Annotated in this window: 17 protein-coding genes; 10 read left to right on the forward strand and 7 right to left on the reverse strand. The window is 69.3% G+C overall.

The features are described 5' to 3' along the window. Positions 1-84 precede the first annotated feature (84 nt). The 3 genes from DX116_RS05400 (at position 85) to DX116_RS05410 (ending at position 2229) form a co-directional block, all read left to right on the forward strand. Positions 85-1059, forward strand: a complete 975-nt coding sequence (locus DX116_RS05400; RefSeq protein ID WP_119703137.1) for an NAD(P)H-quinone oxidoreductase — start codon at positions 85-87, stop codon at positions 1057-1059. Positions 1060-1073: 14 nt separating this feature from the next. Beyond that, a complete protein-coding gene (locus DX116_RS05405; protein WP_119704139.1) occupies positions 1074-1577 on the forward strand; it encodes a bacterial proteasome activator family protein in 504 nt (167 codons plus the stop codon). Between the two features lie 91 nt (positions 1578-1668). Further along, on the forward strand, positions 1669-2229 hold the full coding sequence (locus DX116_RS05410) for a helix-turn-helix domain-containing protein (protein WP_119703138.1): 561 nt from the start codon (positions 1669-1671) through the stop codon (positions 2227-2229). 58 nt (positions 2230-2287) lie between these two features. Here DX116_RS05410 and DX116_RS05415 read toward each other — a convergent pair whose 3' ends face one another. Continuing rightward, a complete protein-coding gene (locus tag DX116_RS05415; RefSeq protein ID WP_199715934.1) occupies positions 2288-4126 on the reverse strand; it encodes a purple acid phosphatase family protein in 1839 nt (612 codons plus the stop codon). A gap of 138 nt (positions 4127-4264) precedes the next feature. Between DX116_RS05415 and DX116_RS05420 the strand changes: the two genes are divergently transcribed. Together DX116_RS05420 and DX116_RS05425 are read left to right on the forward strand one after the other, a co-directional pair. Then, the gene (locus DX116_RS05420; RefSeq protein ID WP_119703140.1) at positions 4265-4669 is read left to right on the forward strand and encodes a YjbQ family protein; all 405 of its coding nucleotides are present in this window, start codon (positions 4265-4267) and stop codon (positions 4667-4669) included. A gap of 170 nt (positions 4670-4839) precedes the next feature. Then, a complete protein-coding gene (locus DX116_RS05425) occupies positions 4840-5793 on the forward strand; it encodes a DUF559 domain-containing protein (RefSeq protein WP_119703141.1) in 954 nt (317 codons plus the stop codon). A gap of 26 nt (positions 5794-5819) precedes the next feature. Here DX116_RS05425 and DX116_RS05430 read toward each other — a convergent pair whose 3' ends face one another. After that, the gene (locus DX116_RS05430) at positions 5820-6602 is read right to left on the reverse strand and encodes an HAD family hydrolase (protein ID WP_119703142.1); all 783 of its coding nucleotides are present in this window, start codon (positions 6600-6602) and stop codon (positions 5820-5822) included. Between the two features lie 7 nt (positions 6603-6609). After that, positions 6610-7884 (reverse strand): serine--tRNA ligase, encoded by a 1275-nt coding sequence (gene serS, locus DX116_RS05435; protein ID WP_119703143.1) that lies wholly within the window; start codon positions 7882-7884, stop codon positions 6610-6612. Positions 7885-7956: 72 nt separating this feature from the next. On the opposite strand from serS, the gene DX116_RS05440 reads away from it, so the two are divergent. Next, positions 7957-9564, forward strand: coding sequence for a YegS/Rv2252/BmrU family lipid kinase (locus DX116_RS05440; RefSeq protein ID WP_119703144.1), 1608 nt, complete (start codon positions 7957-7959; stop codon positions 9562-9564). 113 nt (positions 9565-9677) lie between these two features. Further along, on the forward strand, positions 9678-11705 hold the full coding sequence (locus tag DX116_RS05445; protein WP_158591909.1) for a leucine-rich repeat domain-containing protein: 2028 nt from the start codon (positions 9678-9680) through the stop codon (positions 11703-11705). A 63-nt stretch (positions 11706-11768) separates the two neighbouring features. Here DX116_RS05445 and DX116_RS05450 read toward each other — a convergent pair whose 3' ends face one another. From DX116_RS05450 to DX116_RS05465, 4 genes are all read right to left on the reverse strand, one after another. Beyond that, positions 11769-12803 carry an adenosine deaminase gene (locus DX116_RS05450; RefSeq protein WP_119703146.1) on the reverse strand — a complete coding sequence of 345 codons (1035 nt, stop codon included), beginning with the start codon at positions 12801-12803 and terminating at the stop codon, positions 11769-11771. A 35-nt stretch (positions 12804-12838) separates the two neighbouring features. After that, positions 12839-13222 (reverse strand): hypothetical protein, encoded by a 384-nt coding sequence (locus tag DX116_RS05455; RefSeq protein WP_119703147.1) that lies wholly within the window; start codon positions 13220-13222, stop codon positions 12839-12841. Between the two features lie 74 nt (positions 13223-13296). Then, entirely contained in the window at positions 13297-15780 is a 2484-nt protein-coding gene (locus DX116_RS05460) for a glycoside hydrolase family 65 protein (protein WP_119703148.1), read from the reverse strand. Continuing rightward, positions 15777-16511 (reverse strand): HAD family hydrolase, encoded by a 735-nt coding sequence (locus DX116_RS05465; protein ID WP_119703149.1) that lies wholly within the window; start codon positions 16509-16511, stop codon positions 15777-15779. The genes DX116_RS05460 and DX116_RS05465 overlap by 4 nt, the downstream gene beginning before the upstream one ends. 342 nt (positions 16512-16853) lie before the next feature. Here DX116_RS05465 and DX116_RS05470 point away from each other — a divergent pair, with 342 nt between their 5' ends. From DX116_RS05470 to DX116_RS05480, 3 genes are all read left to right on the forward strand, one after another. Then, on the forward strand, positions 16854-17456 hold the full coding sequence (locus DX116_RS05470; RefSeq protein WP_119703150.1) for a hypothetical protein: 603 nt from the start codon (positions 16854-16856) through the stop codon (positions 17454-17456). Between the two features lie 228 nt (positions 17457-17684). Next, complete coding sequence (locus tag DX116_RS05475; RefSeq protein WP_119703151.1) at positions 17685-18590, forward strand: hypothetical protein; 906 nt, start codon at positions 17685-17687, stop codon at positions 18588-18590. Positions 18591-18818: 228 nt separating this feature from the next. After that, positions 18819-19769 carry a hypothetical protein gene (locus DX116_RS05480; protein ID WP_119703152.1) on the forward strand — a complete coding sequence of 317 codons (951 nt, stop codon included), beginning with the start codon at positions 18819-18821 and terminating at the stop codon, positions 19767-19769. Positions 19770-19929 lie beyond the last annotated feature (160 nt).

Genomic DNA, 19929 nt, shown 5'->3' on the forward strand with positions numbered 1-19929 from the left:
GAACTATGCCGTCTAGTCCCAAAGAACTACGTATCGGCTCCGCCCGCGTGGCGAACGTGCCCCAACGACCGCTACCGTCATCAGATGCGCGCTGTCACTGCTCCCACCCCGGGCGGCGTCGATGCCCTCCGGGTCGTCGACCGTCCCATCCCCGAGCCCGCGCCCGGTGAGGTGCTGATCCGCGTCACCGCGGCCGGCGTCAACCGGGCCGACCTGCTCCAGCGGCAGGGCCACTACGATCCGCCGCCCGGCGCGACGGACGTCCTGGGGCTCGAGTGCGCGGGCGACATCGTGGCCGTCGGCGACGGCGTCACCGACCTGCAGCCCGGCGAGCACGTGTGCGCCCTGCTCAGCGGCGGCGGCTACGCCGAGTACGTCGCCGTCCCGGCCGGACAGGTCGCGATCGCCCCGGGTGGCGTGACGCTGACCGAGTCGGCCGGCCTCATGGAGGTCGCCGCGACCGTCTGGTCGAACGTCTTCATGATCGGCAGGCTGCAGCACGGCGAGACGCTGCTCGTCCACGGCGGCGGCAGCGGCATCGGCACCATGGCGATCCAGCTGGGCAAGGCGTTCGGCGCCACGGTCGTCGTCACGGTCGGCTCGGAGGAGAAAGCGGCGTTCTGCCGCGAGCTGGGCGCCGACCTGACGATCAACTACCGCGAGCAGGACTTCGTCGAGGAGATGGCGAAGGCCGATCTGCGCGCCGACGTCATCCTCGACATCATCGGCGGCAAGTACCTCGCGTCCAACGTCGCCGCCCTCGCGACCGCCGGTCGCCTGGTCGTCATCGGCATGCAGGGCGGCGTCAAGGCCGAGCTCAACCTCGGTGCCCTGCTCGCCAAGCGCGCCGCGGTGATGGCGACGTCGCTGCGCGCGCGTCCGGTCTCGGAGAAGTCGGCGATCGTGTCGGCGATGGTGGCCCAGGTGTGGCCGCTCGTCACCGACGGCACCGTCCGGCCGATCATCCACGCGACCTACCCGCTCGAGGACGTCCAGAAGGCGCACCAAGAGCTCGAGGACTCCTCCCACGTCGGCAAGGTGCTGCTCACGCTGGCATGACTAGGGTGGACGACATGAGCGAGCAGCAGCCAGACGTCATCGGCTCCGACGGGCAGGCCGTCGCCCTGCCCCCGTCGGGCACCCCGCTGGGCGACCTGGTCGAGCAGCCGGCCAAGGTCATGCGCATCGGCGCGATGATCCGCCAGCTCCTCGACGAGGTCAAGGCCGCGCCGCTCGACGAGGCCAGCCGCGGCCGCCTGCGCACGATCCACCTGCAGTCGGTCGAGGAGCTCAAGGACGGTCTGGCGCCCGAGCTGGTCGACGAGCTCGAGCGGCTCAGCCTGCCGTTCGAGAGCGAGACTCCGAGCGAGGGCGAGCTGCGCATCGCCCAGGCGCAGCTGGTCGGATGGCTCGAAGGGCTCTTCCACGGCATCCAAGCGGCGCTCTACGCGCAGCAGGTGCAGGCCCAGTCGCAGCTGCAGACCATGAGGTTGGCGCTGCCGGGTCCAAACGACACCAAAGGTAACGATTCAGACTCTTCAGGCGAAAACGGTTCCTCAGGGGGCATGTACCTCTAGCATGGCCGTGATGTGACCTACGACGCATGCGCAGGAGTGTCGCCGGCCGAGGAGCGTCGCATCGCAGGACCGAGTGCGAAGAGGGAGCCCCATGACCGTGACGGTCGACGTCGTCAGCCCGCCGTGTGCCACCGAGCCGGAGGTGTACCACGACGAGCAGCTGCATGCCCCGCCCTCGCGCGCTGATCTCAGCTCCGCCGACTGGGAGCGGCTCAACGTGAAGCGTGCCGCTGCCCACCGTCAGTGCGCCGGCTGCCCGATGATGGTCGACTGCCTGTACCGCGCCGTGGTCGAGGTCGACGTCTCCGGATTCGTCGCCTGCACCACCGAGGACGACCGCGCCGAGATCCGTCGCCAGCTCGGCATCGAGATCCAGCAGTCGTCCACCACGCCGTACGGCACCGCGCGCGTCGGCAGCGGTCCCGTCAGCCACGACGCCGTCATGGCCGCCCGCCAGGCCTACCCCAAGGACACGTGCCACCAGCTGGCCGAGCGGCTCGACTGCTCGACGTCCACGGTCAAGCGCCACCTGCGCCGCGCCCGCGAGCAGAAGCTCGTGCAGGGTGCGGCCGTCACGGCCGCGGTCCGGGCGCCGTCCGTCGACGCGGTCCTCGACTGCTTCGACCAGCTCGAGTCGAGCCGCGTGGCCTGAGGCACCACGCGCAGGGCCGGCCCAGCACTCGCTGGGCCGGCCCTGCTGCTGGCTGCGGCTACCGGCGAGCGGTCACCTTCCTGGTCGCCGTCGCACCCGCATGGGTCTGACCGTCGGACGGCGTGAACGTGGCGTTCACGACGACCTTGCGGGTCTGTCGCTTCGAGATCGTGCCGGTCCGGACCGTCTTCGCGACGCCGGCCCGCACCGTCACGTACCGCGTGCGCACGACGTCTCCCTGCCTCACGACCAGTCCGACGACGCCGTCCTGCGATGCCGTGACGCGCACGGTGCCGGCCCGGCCCTTGCGGAACGACGTGGCGCCCACCGAGACCGACGTGCTGTGCTTGCCCGCCGACGGCGGGCTCGAGACGACGGGGGCGGGATCCTCCAAGGGCGGCACGGTCATGCCGGCCTCGGTGACGAACTTGCGTCCCGCGTCGGACTTGTTGACCGTGAACTCGTCGTACACGTCACCGACGGCCAGGTCGGTGGTCGCCGACGGCGTCTTCTCGGCGATGTAGGACTTGTAGTGCAGGGCGTTCTTCGACACCGAGACGACCTGGTACGTCGAGAAGTCCTCGCCCTTCTTGACCTGCGTCGCGCCGTTGTGGGTCCAGACGTTCTTCTCGTCGGTCTCGAGGTCGTAGTGCTTGGCGCCGGAGTTCGACACGACGTAGACCGGGCCGTCGGTGATGCCGGGGGTCGAGGTCTTGTTCGCGTTGTTGAAGCCGCGCGAGTACACGTGGTCGTGCCCCATCTGCACCAGGTCGATGTCGTGCTTCTGGAAGACCGGCACCCAGGCCTTGCGGATCGCCTCCTCGTCGCGACCCTCCGCGGCGCTGTAGACGGGCTGGTGGAAGGTGACGACATTCCACTTCGAGGGCGTCTCCGACAGGATGTGGTCGAGCCACCGGGCCTGGTAGTCCAGCCACAGCGCCTCGCCCTTCTCCTCCGACGCCATCGGGCAGTCGGCGCCCGCGCAGGCCGGCAGGTCGTCGGGCACCAGGAAGCCGGCATTGGCCGTCGCGTTGATCGTGATGAACCGGACGCCCTGGTAGTCGGTGAAGTACACCGTCTCGGCGGCGAACTCCGACCAGTGGTCGAACAGCGCACGGTACTGCTTGGCGACCGGGGTGTCACCGACCGCCAGCTCCGCCAGGTCGCCGATCGTGTCGTCGGCCGGCTGGTTCAGCGGGTACTCGAAGTGCGCCTTCCAGGAGAGCAGCTTGTTGTCGCCGGAGTACTCGTGGTTGCCCGGAGCGGCCATGACGTTGGTCGTCGCGCCGGCGGTCTCCATGCCCTTGAACCAGTTCTGCCACTGCGTGTTGTTGTCGGCCTTGTCGATCAGGTCGCCCGCGTGCACCGAGCCGATCGCGTCGGGCGCGGTCTTCTGCGCCTGCTTGACGACGCTCGGCCACGTGGTGTCGAGGCCGATCTGGGCATCGCCGTAGTAGATGTAGTCGAACTCCTTCTCGTCCGGGTCGGCCGTCTCGAAGTCGTGCCAGTCGCTCCAGTCCGAGCCTGATGCGACGCGGTAGCTGTAGTCGGTCGCCGGCTTCAGGCCCGTGACGGTCGCCGAGAAGTGCGGGAACGCGTTGTTGACCGCCTTCTGCTGCTCGTAGCCCTTGACCACGCGTGCGGAGCCGCCCGCACTGGGGCGGATCTGGACCTTGGCCGTGCTGGCGGTCTCGGTGGCGCCCTGCCACGTGATGTTCTGCGAGGTCTCGGGCGTCTCGGTCGGGGTCAGGATGACCCGGGTCGGCTTCGGCGCCTCGTCGGCGGCCTGGGCGATGGTCGGTGCTGCCAGCACGCCGCACGCCAGCGCGGGGGCGACGAGCAGCGAGGCGGTGCGCAGTCGGCGGCGGCCGATCGCGAGGGGCTGATTCAGGGGCACGGGAATCCTTCGAGTCGGAACGGCAAGGCCTCCAGTCAGTCAGAACCGCCGCAACACGAGGTGAACGACGACGACGTGGGGGGTGGTTGCCTGGTGACCGTTGCGAGAACGCTTGCAGCCACCGGGCAGGATCGATCCATGGACAGCATCACGATCGACGTCCGCACCGGTGGCTCGTCCGTCGTGCACGACCTCACCCGCGACTGCGCCGCGTTCTGCCGCGACCGCGGCGACGGCCTGCTGCACGTGTTCGTGCCGCACGCCACCGCCGGCGTCGCGATCATCGAGACCGGCGCGGGCAGCGACGACGACCTGCTCACGGCCCTCGACGACCTGCTGCCGCGTGACGACCGCTGGGTGCACCAGCACGGCACGCCCGGGCACGGCCGCGACCACGTGGTGCCGGCCTTCCTCGCCCCGTCGATGACGGTGCCCGTGCTGGGCGGACGCATGACGCTCGGCACGTGGCAGTCGGTGTGCCTCGTCGACACCAACGTCGACAACCCCGACCGCCAGGTGCGCCTCAGCTTCCTGGCGGGCTAACCTAGGCCCCACACGTCCGAGATGTCGGCACTTATGTGCCTGATTCCGGGTCGATCCCGTACACAAGTGCCGACATCTCGGGTGTCCCCAGGGCCTGCGGCCCTTCACGACCATCCACAGCACGCAGGGACGGCGTGGCGTGCAGCCCTCCCCGCAGGTGTCGTGGACGGATGCTCCTTCTTCTCCGACAACCATTCACCCGCCGCCAGGCCCGTGCCGCCGGCATCACCGATGCGCAGCTGCGGGGCGTCAGGTTCAGGCGGCTCTTTCGCGGGGTCCACGTCGCAGCCGACGTCGAGGTGACGCCCGAGCTGTGGATGCGCGCCGCAGTGGTCGCCTCGCCGCGCGATGCCGTCCTGAGCCACCTCACCGCCCTCAGGCTCTACGGCCTGGAGCTTCGAGCGCTGTTCCCGCTCCACGTCTCGACCCGCACCCGCACGCACACCCGCCAGAAGGGCATCCGCCCTCACCAGCGTGCCGCTCCCATCGCGACGAGGTCCGTGCGGGGACTGCCGGTCACGTCCCCGCTGCGGACCCTCGTCGACATCGCCACCAAGGTGACGACGATCGAGCTCATCACAGCGGCGGAGCACCTCGTCCACCAAGGACTCGTCACGACCGCGCAGATCGGCGAGTACGCGACGGCCCGGCACCTCGACGGGGTGCAGCGGCTCCGGCGAGTGCTCGGGCGCATCCGCGAAGGCGTCGAGTCACCGCGCGAGACGATGTTGCGGCTCATGATCGTCTTCGCCCACCTGCCGGAGCCACGCTGCAACGTCGACATCCGCGAAGCTGGAGGCTCATTCATCGCCCGGGGCGACCTCGTCTACGACCGGTTCCGGCTCGTCGTCGAGTACGACGGCTGGTACCACGAGCGCAGCGCGGCCCAGCGCCAACGCGATCTGGGCCGACGCGAGCGCCTGGAGGCCGCCGGGTGGCGTGTCATCGTCGTCACGTCGGACGACATGAGGTCTCCCGAGCTGCTGGTCGGCCGCGTCCACCAGGCGTTGGTGTCACGCGGATACCTCGGCCCACGCCCGGTGTTCTCCGTCATGTGGTCACGCTGGTTTCCCGGTGCCCACGTCCGAGATGTCGGCACTTACATACCTGAATCAGCGGCGTAGACCGATGAAAGTGCCGACATCTCGGTTCAGAGGTACGTGGCCAGCTCGGCGGCCAGGCCGTCGTCCTCGACCGTGCCCGTGACGGCGTCGGCGACGTCCTTCAGGGCGTCGGGGCTCTGGCCCATCGCGACGCCGCGGCCGGCCCACTGCAGCATCTCGAGGTCGTTGTTGCCGTCACCGACCGCCAGGACGTCCGCCGGCTCGATGCCGAGACGCTCGCACACGACGTCGAGCCCGGACGCCTTGCTGACGCCCTCGGGCGCCAGGTCGAGCCAGGCCGAGTAGCCGATGAAGTAGTTGGTGCCCTCGAGACCCAGGTCGTGGACGATCGCGGTGAACTCGGCCGGCGTGTGATCGGTCGAGCGGATCACGACACGCGTGACCGGGTCGGCGATCAGGCGCTCGACGTCGTCGATGACGAACTGGCCGGCGAACTCGGTCTCGGGGAACGGCCGGTTGACCCGGAACCCCGTGCCGACCTGCTCGACCGCGACGATCGCGTCGGGCACCTGCTCGAGCACGCGGCGCACCGCGGCGCTGGCGTCGAAGGTCACCGAGTGGATGACGTCGACGGGGTCGTAGGTGAACACCACCGCACCGTTGCTCGCCACTGCGATGCCCTCGGTGAAGCCGAGCTTGCCGGCGGTGTCCATGACGCCCGAGATCGCGCGGCCCGTGGAGATGACCGTCTCGATCCCGGAGTCGCGGATCGCGACCACGGCCTCGCGGACGGCATCGCTGAGCTCGTTGTCGCCGTTGACGATCGTCCCGTCGACGTCGAGCGCGACGAGCTTGGGCGTCCAGGTCACGGGCGCCTCATGCCAGCGGCCTGAGGACCTCGCCGAGCAGGGGGTGCAGCGCCGCCGGGAGGCGCACCGACCCGTCCTCCTGCTGACCGTTCTCGAGGATCGCGATGATGGTGCGGGTCATGGCGCACAGCGTGCCGTTGAGCGTCGCCGCCGGGGTGGTCGCGCCCTCCTCGGCCCGCACGCGGATGTCGAGCCGCCGCGCCTGGAACTCGGTGGTGTTGGACGCCGACGAGACCTCGCGGTACTTGCCCTGCGTGGGGATCCACGCCTCGCAGTCGAACTTGCGGATGGCCGACAGCCCGAGGTCGCCCGAGGCGACGTCGATGACGCGGTACGGCAGCTCGAGCGCGTCGAGCCACGCCTTCTCCCAGCCCAGGATGCGCTGGTGCTCGGCGTACGACTCCTCGAGCGTCGTGTAGACGAACATCTCGACCTTGTCGAACCAGTGGACGCGGAAGATGCCCTTGGTGTCCTTGCCGTACGAGCCGGCCTCGCGGCGGTAGCAGGGGCTGAACGCCGCGTAGCGACGCGGCAGCGACCCCGCGTCGAGGATCTCGTCGGAGTGGTAGGCCGCCAGCGCCACCTCGGACGTGCCGACGAGGTAGAGGTCGTCCTTCTCGAGGTAGTAGACGTCCTCGGCGCCGCCCTGGCCCAGGTAGCCCGTGCCCTCCATGGCGCTGGGCTTGACCAGCGCCGGCGGGATCATGGGCGTGAAGCCCCACTCGGCGGCCTTGCTCATGGCCAGCTGCGTGAGCGCCAGCTCGAGCTGCGCGCCGACACCGGTGAGGAAGTAGAAGCGCGAGCCGCTGACCTTGACGCCACGCTCGACGTCGATCGCGCCGAGCATCTGGCCCAGCTCGAGGTGGTCGCGGGGCTCGAAGCCCTCGGCGGCGAAGTCACGCGGCGTGCCGATGGTCTCGAGCACGACGAAGTCGTCCTCGCCGCCCTGCGGGGCGTCCTCGGAGGCCAGGTTGGGCAACGACCTGAGCAGGCGGTCGAAGGTCGCGGACGCCTCGCCCTGCGTGGCCTCGGCGTCCTTGACCTGCTGGCTGAGCTCCTTGGTGCGCGCGAGCAGCTGCTGCTTCTCGTCGCCCTGGGCCTTCGGGATGAGCTTGCCGAGGTTCTTCTGCTCACCGCGCAGGGCCTCGAAGGCCGCGATGGACGATCGTCGCTGCTCGTCGGCGGCGACGAGCTCGTCGACCACGTCGGTGGACAGCTGGCGGCGCCGCTGGGCGGCCCGCACGACATCGGGGTCGTCTCTCACGATTCGGGGGTCGATCACGCCGTCAGCCTATCGTCCGGCACGACGGCCTCCTGCGGTCCATTAGAGTTGGTCGACCCCTGAGGAGGAGCCATGTCGTTCGACCTGCGTCGCGCCGAGCCCGGTCGACCGTCCGTCATCACCTGGCTCGTCGCCGTCCCCGCCGTCGTGTTCGCCTTCGTCACCGTCGCGGTGGCCACCGACACCAGCGCCGTCCTGCGCCTCGACGCCCGCGTCGCCGACCGCGCCTACGACGTCACCGCCGGCCACCCGGGCCTCGTCTCGTTCCTCGACGCGGTCGCGATCGTCTTCAGCAACCTGTCGGCCGCGATCGCCCTGGCGCTGGTCGCGCTGTACGCGTTGCTGCAGCGCGAGCGGGCCGTCGCGGTCTGGATCGTGCTCAGCGGCGTCGCGGCGATCGGCGGCAACGCCCTGCTCAAGCTGGCGTTCACGCGCACGCGCCCGTCCTTCGACGAGCCGCTCTACGAGATCGGCGGCTACTCGTTCCCGAGCGGGCACTCCGCCGGCGCGGCGATGTTCTTCACCGTCGCCATCCTGGTGACGATCGTGCTCACCGGACGCGGCTGGCGCCGGCGCATCCTCATCACCGTCTTCGTGCTGCTGGCCGTCGGCGTCGGGGCCAGCCGGGTGTTCCTCGGCGTGCACTACCTGAGCGACGTCGTGGGCGGCCTCGCCTTCGGCATGGCCGTCACGATGGGGCTGTGGGTGCTGGTGGTCAGCAGCCGCACCCGCCTGCCGCACGACCTGGCCGTCATCACCGGCTCCGGACGCAAGCGGGCCGCGGTCGTCATCAACCCGTCCAAGGTGGGCGACGTCGAGGAGTTCAAGGCCCGCGTGCGGGCCGTCGCCGAGATCTCGGGCTGGACCGAGCCGATCTGGTTCGAGACGACGATCGAGGACCCGGGCCACGGCCAGGCCAATGCCGCGCTGCACGAGGAGGTCGACCTCATCGTGGCCGCCGGCGGCGACGGCACGGTGCGCGCCGTGTGCGAAGAGGTCGCCCGCACCGGCACGGCCGTCGGCATCCTGCCCCACGGCACCGGCAACCTGCTGGCCCGCAACCTCGGCATCCCGCTCAACACCCGCGACGCCCTCGACGTCGCCTTCGGTGGCCAGGACCGCGCGATCGACCTCTCGACGCTCGAGACCGACTCGGGCGCCAACACGACGTTCCTGGTGATGGCCGGGCTCGGCATGGACGCGGCCATCATGACCGGCGTCAACGACCAGCTCAAGAGCAAGGTCGGCTGGCTGGCCTACTTCGTCAGCGGCGTCAAGGCGGCCCGGTTCCCGGCGATGAAGGTCAAGATCAAGGTCGACGACGGCGAGTACCGCAAGTTCCGCGCCCGCACCGTCGTGGTCGGCAACGTCGGCTTCCTGCAGGGCGGCATCCCGCTGCTGCCCGACGCGCAGATCGACGACGGCAAGCTCGACGTCGTGGTCATCGCGCCCAAGCGCTTCATCGGCTGGCTCGCGATCATCGTCCGCGTCGTCGGGCGCCAGAAGCGCACCAACGAGCGCCTCGACCGCCTGACCGGCAGCACCGTCGTCATCAAGGCCGAGAAGCCGATGCCGATGCAGCTGGACGGCGACCCCGTCGGCGAGGGCCAGGAGATCCGTGCGACGGTGCAGCCCGGCGTGCTGCTCGTCCGGGTGCCCGTCGCCCCCAAGCCCGCCTGAGCAGGACGTCCTCGGCGCGGACAGCCGTTCTCCGTCGAAGCAGCCCGTCCCGGCCACATCCGTGAAACGATCCTCCGAGCGGTGAGCCTGCCGTGCCTACTCGGAGGACCACTGTGAAGACCCACTCCCGCCTGCTTGGCCTGCCCGTCGCCGCCCTGATCGCCGGCACCCTCGCCGTCGCCGCCCCCGCTCAGGCGGCGGACCCCGGCACGGTGTCCAAGGACGGTCTCGTCTACACGCTGCAGCCGGACGGCACCGCGTCCGTCGCGCAAGAACGCTTCGTCGGCGGAGCCGTGCTCATCCCGCCGACCGTGTCGATCGACGGGGCGGAGCGCGATGTGACGACGATCGCCGACGGTGGCTTCAAGGGGAGGTACGTCCCTCGGCTGCACCTGGGGCAGAAGGTGACGACGATCGGTGACGAGGCCTTCGCCGACGCCCAGCTCGGCGACGTCATCCTCCCGGCGAGCGTGACGACGATCGGCGCGGACGCCTTCGACGGCAACCCCGGCCTGACGACCGCCACCTTCCTCGGCGCTCCGCCTGCCATCGTGCCGGCCGGCGACGATGGCTCGTTCGGCCCCGGGCGCGACGACCTGACCCTCCGGTTCCCGGCCGGACTCGACGAGGACGTCGCCACGCCCGGATACACGAAGCCGACGTGGAAGGGCTATCGATCGGCCCACAGCCCCGCGTCCGTCACGACTGCCGATGGCATCACCTATGCCGAGAACGCTGCCGGCGACGCAACCGCTGTCAGCTACACCGGAGCCGGAGGCACGATCGCCATCCCGTCCACGGTGACGATCGACGACGCCGCTCGCGACGTCACGACGATCGCCGACGGGGTGTTCGAGCAGCAGAAGCTGACGGGCCTCTCCCTCGGTGATCACATCGAGTCTGTCGGCGCCTACGCGTTCAGCGAGAACGACCTGGGACCCGTGGTCCTGCCGGAAAGCGTCGAGACCATTGGCGAAGGAGCCTTCTTCGCCTCCAGGATCACCGCCTTGACACTCGGTGGCCGGATCTCCACGATCGGGCGCATCGCCTTCTCGACCAACGACTTCCCCTCGCTGTCCCTGCGCGGCAGCGCCGCCGGCACGACCGTCGGCGACAGCGCCTTCCAGGAGTCCAGGATCAGTCAGCTCACCCTCGGGCGAGGCATCACGAGCATCGGTGACTACGCCTTCTACAACAACTACGTCCCGGACATCGTCGTCCCGGCAGGCGTCACCTCCATCGGTGCCAACGCGTTCAACCAGAACTTCAGCCGAAGCCTCGTCCTGGGCGAGGGCCTCGTCATCATCGGCTCCGGGGCATTCGGCGAGAACCAGATCACCGACGTGACCATCCCGGCATCGGTACGGGAGATCGGTGGTGGGGCGTTCTCGGAGGCCCTCCGATCAGCGACCCTGCTCGGTCCGCCGCCGCAGGTCGAGGCTGGCGACAGCCCGTCGTACGACTTCTCCTTCGGACCCGGCAGCGGCCCCGTCGTCCTGTCCGTGCCGGCCGCCTTCGCCGCGTCCACGACCCGGCCCGACGGCTACACCGTCCCCGTCTGGCAGGGGTACTCGACCGTCTTCTTCGGCCCGTCGGCCGCCGCTCCGGCGCCGGCACCGACCGCGACTCCCACCGCGTCGATCACGGGCACCGCCCGTGAGGGACGCACCCTGACGGCCGGCACCGGTCTGCCCGCCGGCACCGCCGCGACGTTCCGCTGGAAGGCCGACGGCCGGACGATCAAGGGTGCGACCGGCCCGGCGCTGAAGCTGGGCAAGAAGCAAGCGGCTCGTCGCGTCACGGTGACCGTCACCGCCGCCGGCAAGGTCTCCGCCTCGGGGGCCACCGCCGTCGTCACGTCGAAGCGCGCTCGCCTGGTCGTCAGCCCCACGCGCATCGGCCGGCGCGACGCCTTCCGCGTCACCGCCGTCGGCCTGCGCAAGGACCAGAAGATCCGTGTCTGGCTCGGCGGGCGCCGCGTCGTCATCGGCAAGGCCGACCGCCGCGGCGTCGTCGACCGCACCGTCCGCTTCACCAAGGCGACCGACGCCGGCAAGCGCCGCGTCCGCGTCTCGGGCTACTCCGCCAAGGACAAGCGGACCTACACCGTCACCAGGACCGTCCGCTACCTGTCGCGCTGAACCCGACCACCCCGCGATGTGTGACGTCGTGCCCCGGTCGGACCGACGGACCGGGGCAGGACGTCACACGTCGCGGGGGGCTGGGGCGAGGTAGGCGTCGATCTCGCCGAGGATCGCGTTCTTGACGTCGTCCGGGGCGAACGACTGACGCACGCCGGCACGGGCGAGCTCGCCGACACCCGCGTCGCTGAGCCCGAGCAGGTTGCGGGCCACCTCGTACTCGTCGACCAGGGTCGTGCCGAACATCGGCGGGTCGTCGGAGTTGATCGACACGGGCACCCCGGCCGCGACGAGCGTCGGCAGCGGGTGGACGTCCATCGACGCCACCGACCGCGTGCGGACGTTGGACGTCGGGCTGATCTCGAGCGGGATGCGGTGCTCGGCGAGGTACGCCATGAGCGCCGGGTCCTGCGCCGCCGCGATGCCGTGACCGATGCGCTCGGCCCCCAGTGACTCGATCGCGTCCCAGATGGTCTGCGGACCGGTCGACTCCCCCGCGTGCGGCAGGGAGTGCAGGCCCGCGGCGCGCGCCTGGTCGAAGTGCGGCTTGAACTGCGGACGCGGGACGCCGATCTCGGGGCCGCCGAGGCCGAACCCGATCAGCCCGTCGGGCTGCAGGCGCAGGGCGGTGTCGAGGGTGACGTCGGCGGCGGGGACGCCCGACTCGCCGGGGATGTCGAAGATCCAGCGCATCGTGATGCCGAAGTCGGCCTCGGCGCGACGCCGGGCATCCTCAAGCGCCTCGCAGTACGCCTCGGCGCTGATGCCGACCGCGATAGAGGTGTACGGCGTGCACGTCAGCTCGACGTAGCGGACGTTCTGCGCGGCCAGGTCGCGGGCGACGTCGTGCGTCAGCGTCCAGAGGTCGTCAGGGGTGCGCAACAGGTCGACGACCGACAGGTAGACCTCGATGAAGTGGGCGAAGTCGGTGAAGGTGAAGAAGTCGGCCAAGGCGTCCGGATCGGTCGGCACCGAGGTCGAGCCCGCATGCCGCTGGGCGAGCTCGGCGACGGTGCCCATCGAGGCGGACCCGACGTGGTGGACGTGCAGCTCGGCCTTCGGCAGGCCCAGGGAGAATGCAGTGCGCTGGAGAACCATGCCCCGACGATAGCGGCGGCCGGGGTTGGTGCAGGCTACTCGGCCTGCTGGCGCTCCACGACCGTGCCGCGATGGTCGAAATCGACGTCGATCGTGATGAGCACCTCGTCGTCGAGGCTCAGTTCGACCCGGTTCTCCTCGGCCGTGAGGTTGCCGGCCGTGCCCTCGCCCAGCCACGTGACCGAGCCGATGACGCTGACCAGTGCGACCTTCGCACCGTTGTCGCGCTGCCCGCGGAACACGACGGGCCCGGGCCCGGAATCGCGGATGACCAGGGCCGTGCGGCTGACCAGCGGGTTGTCGACGCCCACCGTCGGAGCCTCGGCCCCGCCCGTGCGCCCGAACGTCCACTTGTCGTCGCCGGACAGCCGGGTCTCGCCCGACTCGCCGGAGGCCGTCTTCCACATCACGGTGATCACCCCTAGATCGTTCCATGCCTGTCACGAAAGGTCACAGGAACGTCCCTTTCGACGGCCATGAGGGGCGCGGGGGCTCAGGTGCCTGGGACGATCGCGGCGATGATCGTGCCGTCGGCGCGACGGCGTCCGGGCACCGGCGCGGGCTCGCCCTCGATGCGCGGGCCCTGGCCGTCGAGCGCCACCGAGACCGGCTCGCCGGGCACCACCGTGACCTTCTGGCCACGCACGACCAACGACGCCCGCTCGCCCTCCTCGACCGTGAGGTCGACCCGGTCGGGCAGCACCGTGACGCGCACCCGCGTGCCGAGCAACGTGAGCCGGTACGTCAACGACTCCCAGGACTCGGGTAGGCGCGGGTCGATCGTGAACACGCCGCCGTGGTCGCGGAACCCGCCGAAGCCGCTGACCAGCGCACTCCACACACCACCCGTCGACGCCACGTGCACGCCGTCGGACGTGTTCTTGTGGCGGTCGGCCAGGTCGACGAACAGCGCCGACAGGAAGTAGCGCAGCGCGAGGTCGTGGTAGCCGACCTCGGCGGCGATGATCGACTGCACGACCGCCGACAGCGTCGAGTCGCCGGTCGTGATCGGGTCGTAGTACTCGAAGTCGGCGCGCTTCTCCTCCGGCGTGAAGTGCTCGCCCTGCAGGAACAGCGCCAGCACCACGTCGGCCTGCTTGAGCACCTGGAACCGGTAGATCACCAGCGGGTGGTAGTTGAGCAGCAGCGGACGCTTGTCGAGCGGCGTGTGCTCGAGGTCCCAGACCTCACGCTCGAGGAAGTGCTGGTCCTGCGGGTGGACGCCCAGGTGCTCGTCGTACGGGATGGCCATGTCGCGCGCGGCCCGCTCCCAGTCGTCGACCTCGGACAGGTCGAGCCCGAGGCGTCCGACGACCTGCTGGTACTCGATGCCGTCGCGCTCGGCGAGCTCGCGGACGGCCGCCGCGGCACGGCTCAGGTTGAAGCGCGCCATCACGTTGGTGAACAGGTTGTCGTTGACGACGGTCGTGTACTCGTCGGGCCCGGTCACGCCGTGGATGTGGAACGTGCCGTCGTCCTCGTTGCGCCAGAAGCCGAGGTCGACCCACATGCGTGCGGTCTCGACCAGGATGTCGATGGCCTCGCGGGTGAGGAAGTCGATGTCGCCAGTGGCGGCGAGGTACTGGCTCAACGCGTACGAGATGTCGGCGTCGATGTGGTACTGCGCTGTGCCGGCGGCGTAGTAGGCCGAGGCCTCCTCGCCGTTGATCGTCCGCCACGGGAACAGGGCCCCGTGCTGGGCGAGCTGCTTGGCGCGCGAGCGGGCCGCGTCGAGCAGCGTGTACCGGAAGCGCAGGGCGTTGCGGGCCGCGCGGGGCGTCGTGTAGGTCAGGAACGGCAGGACGTAGATCTCGGTGTCCCAGAAGTAGTGCCCGCCGTAGCCCGAGCCCGTGACCCCCTTGGCCGGGATGCCGGTGCCCTCGGCCCGGGCCGAGGCCTGCGCGATCTGGAAGAGGTTCCAGCGCGTGGCCTGCTGCACCTCGGGCTGTCCGGGGATCTCGACGTCCGAGCGCTCCCAGAAGCCGTCGAGCCAGGCGCGCTGGTCGTCGAACTGCTGGTCGATGCCCTCGTCGTGCGCCCGGTCGAGGGTGCGGCGGCAGCGGTCGAGCAGCTCGCGCGACGGCACGCCCCGCGACGTGTGATAGCTGACGAGCTTGGTCAGGACGATCGGCTGACCCGGCTCGGCGTCGATGCGGTACGTCATCTTGGCCAGGTCGTCGTCGGTCTGGATGCGCTTGGTGTAGTTGTTCGCCGTCTCGAGGCGGTGGTCGGCGGCGACCGCGATCGTCATGCCGCTCTCGGTGCACTGGTACCCCAGGGCGACGCGGCCGTCGGCAACGTTGCCCCAGTTGTTCTGCGGCTTGAGCACGCGGTGGTTCATCTGGCCGGCCTTGCGCGGGTCGACGCCCTCGCCCATCGCCTTCGACCGGACGTGGTACTCGTCCTCGCCGTCCTGGCGGTTGAGGATCTGCGACGAGATCGCGATCGGCGCGTAGTCGTCGAGCATCGTGACCTCGAAGGTCAGCACGGCCAGGTGGCGCTGCGTGAACGAGACCATGCGGCGCGAGCGGACGCGCACCCGCTTGCCGCCGGGCGTCCGCCACAGGATGTCGCGCGACATGACACCCGAGCGGAAGTCGAGGCGGCGCTCGTACTCGATCAGGTCGGCGATCGGCAGCAGCAGCGGCTCGTCGTCGACGTACAGGCGGATGACCTTGGCGTCGGGTGCGTTGACGATCGTCTGGCCGACGCGCGCGAAGCCGAACGCCTCTTCGGCGTGCTGGATCGGCCACGTCTCGTGGAAGCCGTTGACGAAGGTGCCGTGCGAGAACGAGTCGCGGCCCTCGTCGACGTTGCCGCGCAGGCCGAGGTAGCCGTTGCCGACGCTGAACAGCGTCTCGGTGGTGCCGAGGTCGTCGTTGTCGATGTGCTTCTCGACCAGGGCCCACTCGTCGACGGGGTAGCGCGACCGGTCGAGGAAGTCGTGGACCTGCGGTGCGATGTGGCTGGGGCTCATGCGCCGGCCTCCTTCGCGTCGGCCACCAGCTCGTCGAGGTCGGCCACGACGACGTCGGCGCCGTGCTCGGTGAGCTGGTCGGCGCCCACGCCGCGGTCGACGCCGATGACCAGGCCGAAGTCGCCGGCGCGTCCGGCCTGGACGCCCGACAGCGCGTCCTCGAACACGACGGCCCTCTCCTTCGGCACGCCGAGGTCGTCGGCCGCAGCCAGGAAGGTGTCGGGTGCCGGCTTGCCGGGCAGGCCGCGCTCGCCGGCCTCCTTGCCGCTGACGATGACCGGGAAGTGCTGGATCATGCCGGCGGCGGTCAGGACCGCCGCGGCGTTGCGCGAGCTCGACACGATCGCCATCGCGGTGCCGCGGGCCTCCAGGGCCTGGACGAGCGCCACCGAGCCGGGGTAGGGCTCGACGCCCTCGGTCTTGAGGATCTGCTCGAAGTCGTCGTTCTTGCGGTTGCCCAGACCGGCGATCGTCTCGGCCGTGGCGGGGTCGGACGCATCGCCCTCGGGCAGCTCGATGTCGCGCGACGCGAGGAACGACCGCACCCCGTCGTAGCGGGGCTTTCCGTCGACGTACGTGAAGTAGTCGGCATCGGTGTAGGGCTCGCTGACACCCCGCTCACGCAGGAAGTCGTTGAACATCTGGGCCCAGGCGCGCATGTGCACCTCGGCCGTCGGCGTGATGACGCCGTCGAGGTCGAACAGGGCAGCGTCGTAGTCGTTCCAGTCCACCCCCAGAGCGTACGCAGGTCGGGTGTCCGGCAGGTAACGCGTGGGTGCGGGGCTCGACACATCCGGAGAACCGTCGACCGAGGAGACGAGATGTTGCGAATCACCGGCGCGGGACGGGTTGCTCGTGAATAGTCCGAGCTCGGCCTACGGCCTGAGTCATTCACCACGAGGAGAGGCGCATGCGCCATCCATCCTGACCCGGTCAGTCGTCGCCGTTGCGACGCTGGCCGTGGGCTCGCTCGCACTGGGAGCCGCGCCCGCCACGGCCCTGACGTCGGACACCGTCACACGCGACCAGGTCAGGAGTGCCGTCGAGGCGACCGAGCCCGTCTCGTCGAGGCTGTGCCCACCGGCGCGGGGGATGACGCCGACGGACTGCTGGTCGTCGTCTCGATCCGCAACGACTTCGACACCAACACCCGCACCTGCGCGACGGCTGCCTTCGTCGCAACCGACGCATCCTTCGACCTGACCGGATCGGCCGTCGTCTCCGGTGCTGCGTACGACAGGGTGACGCAGCAGTACAACCCCGTCGCACCGCTGCGGACCCAGTCGCTGTCAGGTGCCGTGACCGTCGTGTCCGGTCTGGACGCCCTCGGCGTCGACGAGCTCTCGGTGTCTGCCAGTGGCGACGCAACGAAGACCACCACGACCGTCAAGGACACCCGGGTCACCGACAAGAAGACCAAGGCTCAGAAGACCAAGGCCAAGGCCACCTACGTCAAGCGCATCAAGGCCGCCAAGAAGAAGTACGCCACGGCCCTCGACGAGGCCGGCATCAGCAAGACCAAGCAGGCCGCCGCCAAGAAGACCTACAAGGCCAAGCGCGCCACCGCCAAGGCCAGCTTCAAGCACGCCATCGCCGGCCACGAGCACGTCAAGACCAAGACCAGCACCACCGAGAACCGACCCTTCTCGATCAAGACCGAGCTGCCCGCGACGTGAGCCTCGCTCGCTGACACAGGCCCTCGATCCCGCCCGGAGCACGCGCTCCGGGCGGGATCGCTGCGTCCAGAACCGGTCTACACCACCCGTTCTGACCAGACAACCTGGCTCGTCAGGATGACCTTTGCGCCAGGACTGGTACGAACCTCCCGATTCGCGGGTCACTGCGCTAGATACACATGAGGATGGATCGGCCGGCTACCACGCCGGTTCTATCCAAGGAGATCCATGCGTCACTCGCTGCTCTCGCGCTCGGCCATCGCCGTCGCCTCCCTAGCCATCGGTTCGGCCGCCCTCGCCGCCGTGCCCGCCTCGGCCGCCCCCGCCGCCTCGAGCCTCGGCATCACCCAGGACCAGGTGCTGACCGCCGTCAACGGTGCGCGTCTTGCCGATGGGGACCCGTCGGAGATGTCGAAGCCCGCCAAGCGGGCACTGTTCGCGATCGTGAGCAAGGTCTGCGACGTCGACGGTTCGGTCGGCGAGTACGCCAACGTGCTGGAGGCCGTCACTACCAACGCTGGCGACGACGCCGAGGGCGTGCAGATCACCGCAGACCTGTACGACTCGACCTTCAGCGAGCACCAGGCGTGCACGTTCGCTGCGTTCGCCTCGACCTCCGCGGGCTACCAGCTGAGCGGCTCGGCGACGATCACCGCGGAGACGCGGAAGCCGAACCCCGTCGAGGAGGCGTACGTCTACACACCGTTGAAGCAGGTCACGGGTCTGTCGGGAGACGCCTTCACGACTCCGGCGATCATCACCGACCTGAACACCAACAACGGCCAGCCGTACGACATCGTCGCGTCTGCGAGCGGCAACGCCACCAAGACGACGAAGGTGACGACGTCGCGCAAGGTCAAGGACAAGAAGACGACCTCCGAGAAGAAGGCCGCCAAAAACAAGTACGACCAGCGCGTCAAGTCCGCCAAGAAGTCGTTCGCCAAGGCCCTCGACAAGGCCGGCAGCAGCAAGAGCAAGAAGGCTGCCGCCAAGAAGGCGTACAAGGCCAAGCGCGCCTCGGCCAAGGCCAAGTTCAAGTACGGCATCGCCGGCTACAAGATCGTGAAGAAGAAGACCACCGTCACCGACGTCAAGGCCTTCTCCATCACCACGCCAGCGATCGTGAACAACTGAGGTCAGGCCCGACCGCATCACCAGCGATCCCGTCCCGAGCGCCTGCTCCGGGGCGGGATCGTTGTCATCCAAGGCGTAGTCGTAGCCAGTCGTGACCAGTCTGTCTGGTCCAAGAGGATGACTTTCAGGCGAATCTCGTACGAACTCATCTCTTTGCTGGCGACCCCGTCGTGTGGGAGCGAGGATGGCACGGCCGGCTACAACGCCGGTTTACATTCTAGGAGATCCATGCGCTCGTCCATCTTGTCCCGGTCAGTCGTCGCTCTCGCGACCGTGGCCATCAGCTCGGCCGCTCTGGCCGCCACTCCCGCCAACGCAGCCTCCGCGGGCGTCACCCGCGACCAGGTCCTGACTGCCGCCAACGGCGTCCGTACCGCCCAGGCCAACGAGACCACTTCATTCTCGCCTGCCACCGCCCGTGCACTGCGCGCCATCGTCATCGCAGGCTGCGACGTCAGCTCCGACGACGACGAGTACGCCTACATCAGCTACAACGACATCGGCATCCAGGTGACCCCTGCGGGCGACGACGCCCAGGGCCTCGTGGTCACTGCCCAGATTCAGCGTCCGTTCACCAACGGCGGTCCGTTCGGCAACAGCCAGTACTGCACCATTGCCGCCTTCGCGTCGACGAACGCCTCGTACAAGCTGAGTGGCACGGCAACGTTCACCGGTCAGTCGTTCACCGAGGGCGGACCTGAAGACGGCACGAAGATCACACTGCAGAGTGCACCGCTCTCGGGTGACGTGTTCGTCAGCGCCCCTTTCAACTACGACAACCCGGTCCTCGACACCGTCGACGAGGACTCGGTCCGCGCGTCGGCCGCCGGTAACGCGACCAAGACGACGAAGGTGACGACGTCGCGCAAGGTCAAGGACAAGAAGACCACGTCCGAGAAGAAGGCTGCCAAGACCAAGTACGACAAGCGCATCAAGGCCGCCAAGAAGTCGTACGCCAAGGCGCTCGACAAGGCCGGCAGCAGCAAGAGCAAGAAGGCTGCCGCCAAGAAGGCGTACAAGGCCAAGCGCGCCTCAGCCAAGGCCAAGTTCAAGTACGGCATCGCCGGCTACAAGATCGTGAAGAAGAGCAGCAACGTCAGCGACGTCCAGCCGTTCTCCGTCACGACGGCCCCGGTGTTCAGCAACTCGTCGAACCTGCCGAACTTCCCCCTCTCCTGACACAGCCGCATCACCACCGATCCCGCCCGGAGCACCTGCTCCGGGCGGGATCAGTGCGGTCCGGGCCATAAGTCCTAGTCATGTCGGGTGGTATTCGCGCAGTCCTGTCACGAACCCTGGTCGGTTGCTCCATGATCGAGGGCGGACCAAGCGGTCCGCA

The sequence above is a fragment of the Aeromicrobium endophyticum genome, from assembly GCF_003586285.1.
Classification (GTDB): domain Bacteria; phylum Actinomycetota; class Actinomycetes; order Propionibacteriales; family Nocardioidaceae; genus Aeromicrobium; species Aeromicrobium endophyticum.

Bases quoted from the DNA above. Each gene is read 5' to 3' on its own strand.
- DX116_RS05400 (WP_119703137.1), top strand. From the start codon at position 85: ATGCGCGCTGTCACTGCTCCCACCCCGGGCGGCGTCGATGCCCTCCGG.
- DX116_RS05405 (WP_119704139.1), top strand. From the start codon at position 1,074: ATGAGCGAGCAGCAGCCAGACGTCATCGGCTCCGACGGGCAGGCCGTC.
- DX116_RS05410 (WP_119703138.1), top strand. From the start codon at position 1,669: ATGACCGTGACGGTCGACGTCGTCAGCCCGCCGTGTGCCACCGAGCCG.
- DX116_RS05420 (WP_119703140.1), top strand. From the start codon at position 4,265: ATGGACAGCATCACGATCGACGTCCGCACCGGTGGCTCGTCCGTCGTG.
- DX116_RS05425 (WP_119703141.1), top strand. From the start codon at position 4,840: ATGCTCCTTCTTCTCCGACAACCATTCACCCGCCGCCAGGCCCGTGCC.
- DX116_RS05440 (WP_119703144.1), top strand. From the start codon at position 7,957: ATGTCGTTCGACCTGCGTCGCGCCGAGCCCGGTCGACCGTCCGTCATC.
- DX116_RS05450 (WP_119703146.1), bottom strand. From the start codon at position 12,803: ATGGTTCTCCAGCGCACTGCATTCTCCCTGGGCCTGCCGAAGGCCGAG.
- DX116_RS05460 (WP_119703148.1), bottom strand. From the start codon at position 15,780: ATGAGCCCCAGCCACATCGCACCGCAGGTCCACGACTTCCTCGACCGG.
- DX116_RS05475 (WP_119703151.1), top strand. From the start codon at position 17,685: ATGCGTCACTCGCTGCTCTCGCGCTCGGCCATCGCCGTCGCCTCCCTA.
- DX116_RS05480 (WP_119703152.1), top strand. From the start codon at position 18,819: ATGCGCTCGTCCATCTTGTCCCGGTCAGTCGTCGCTCTCGCGACCGTG.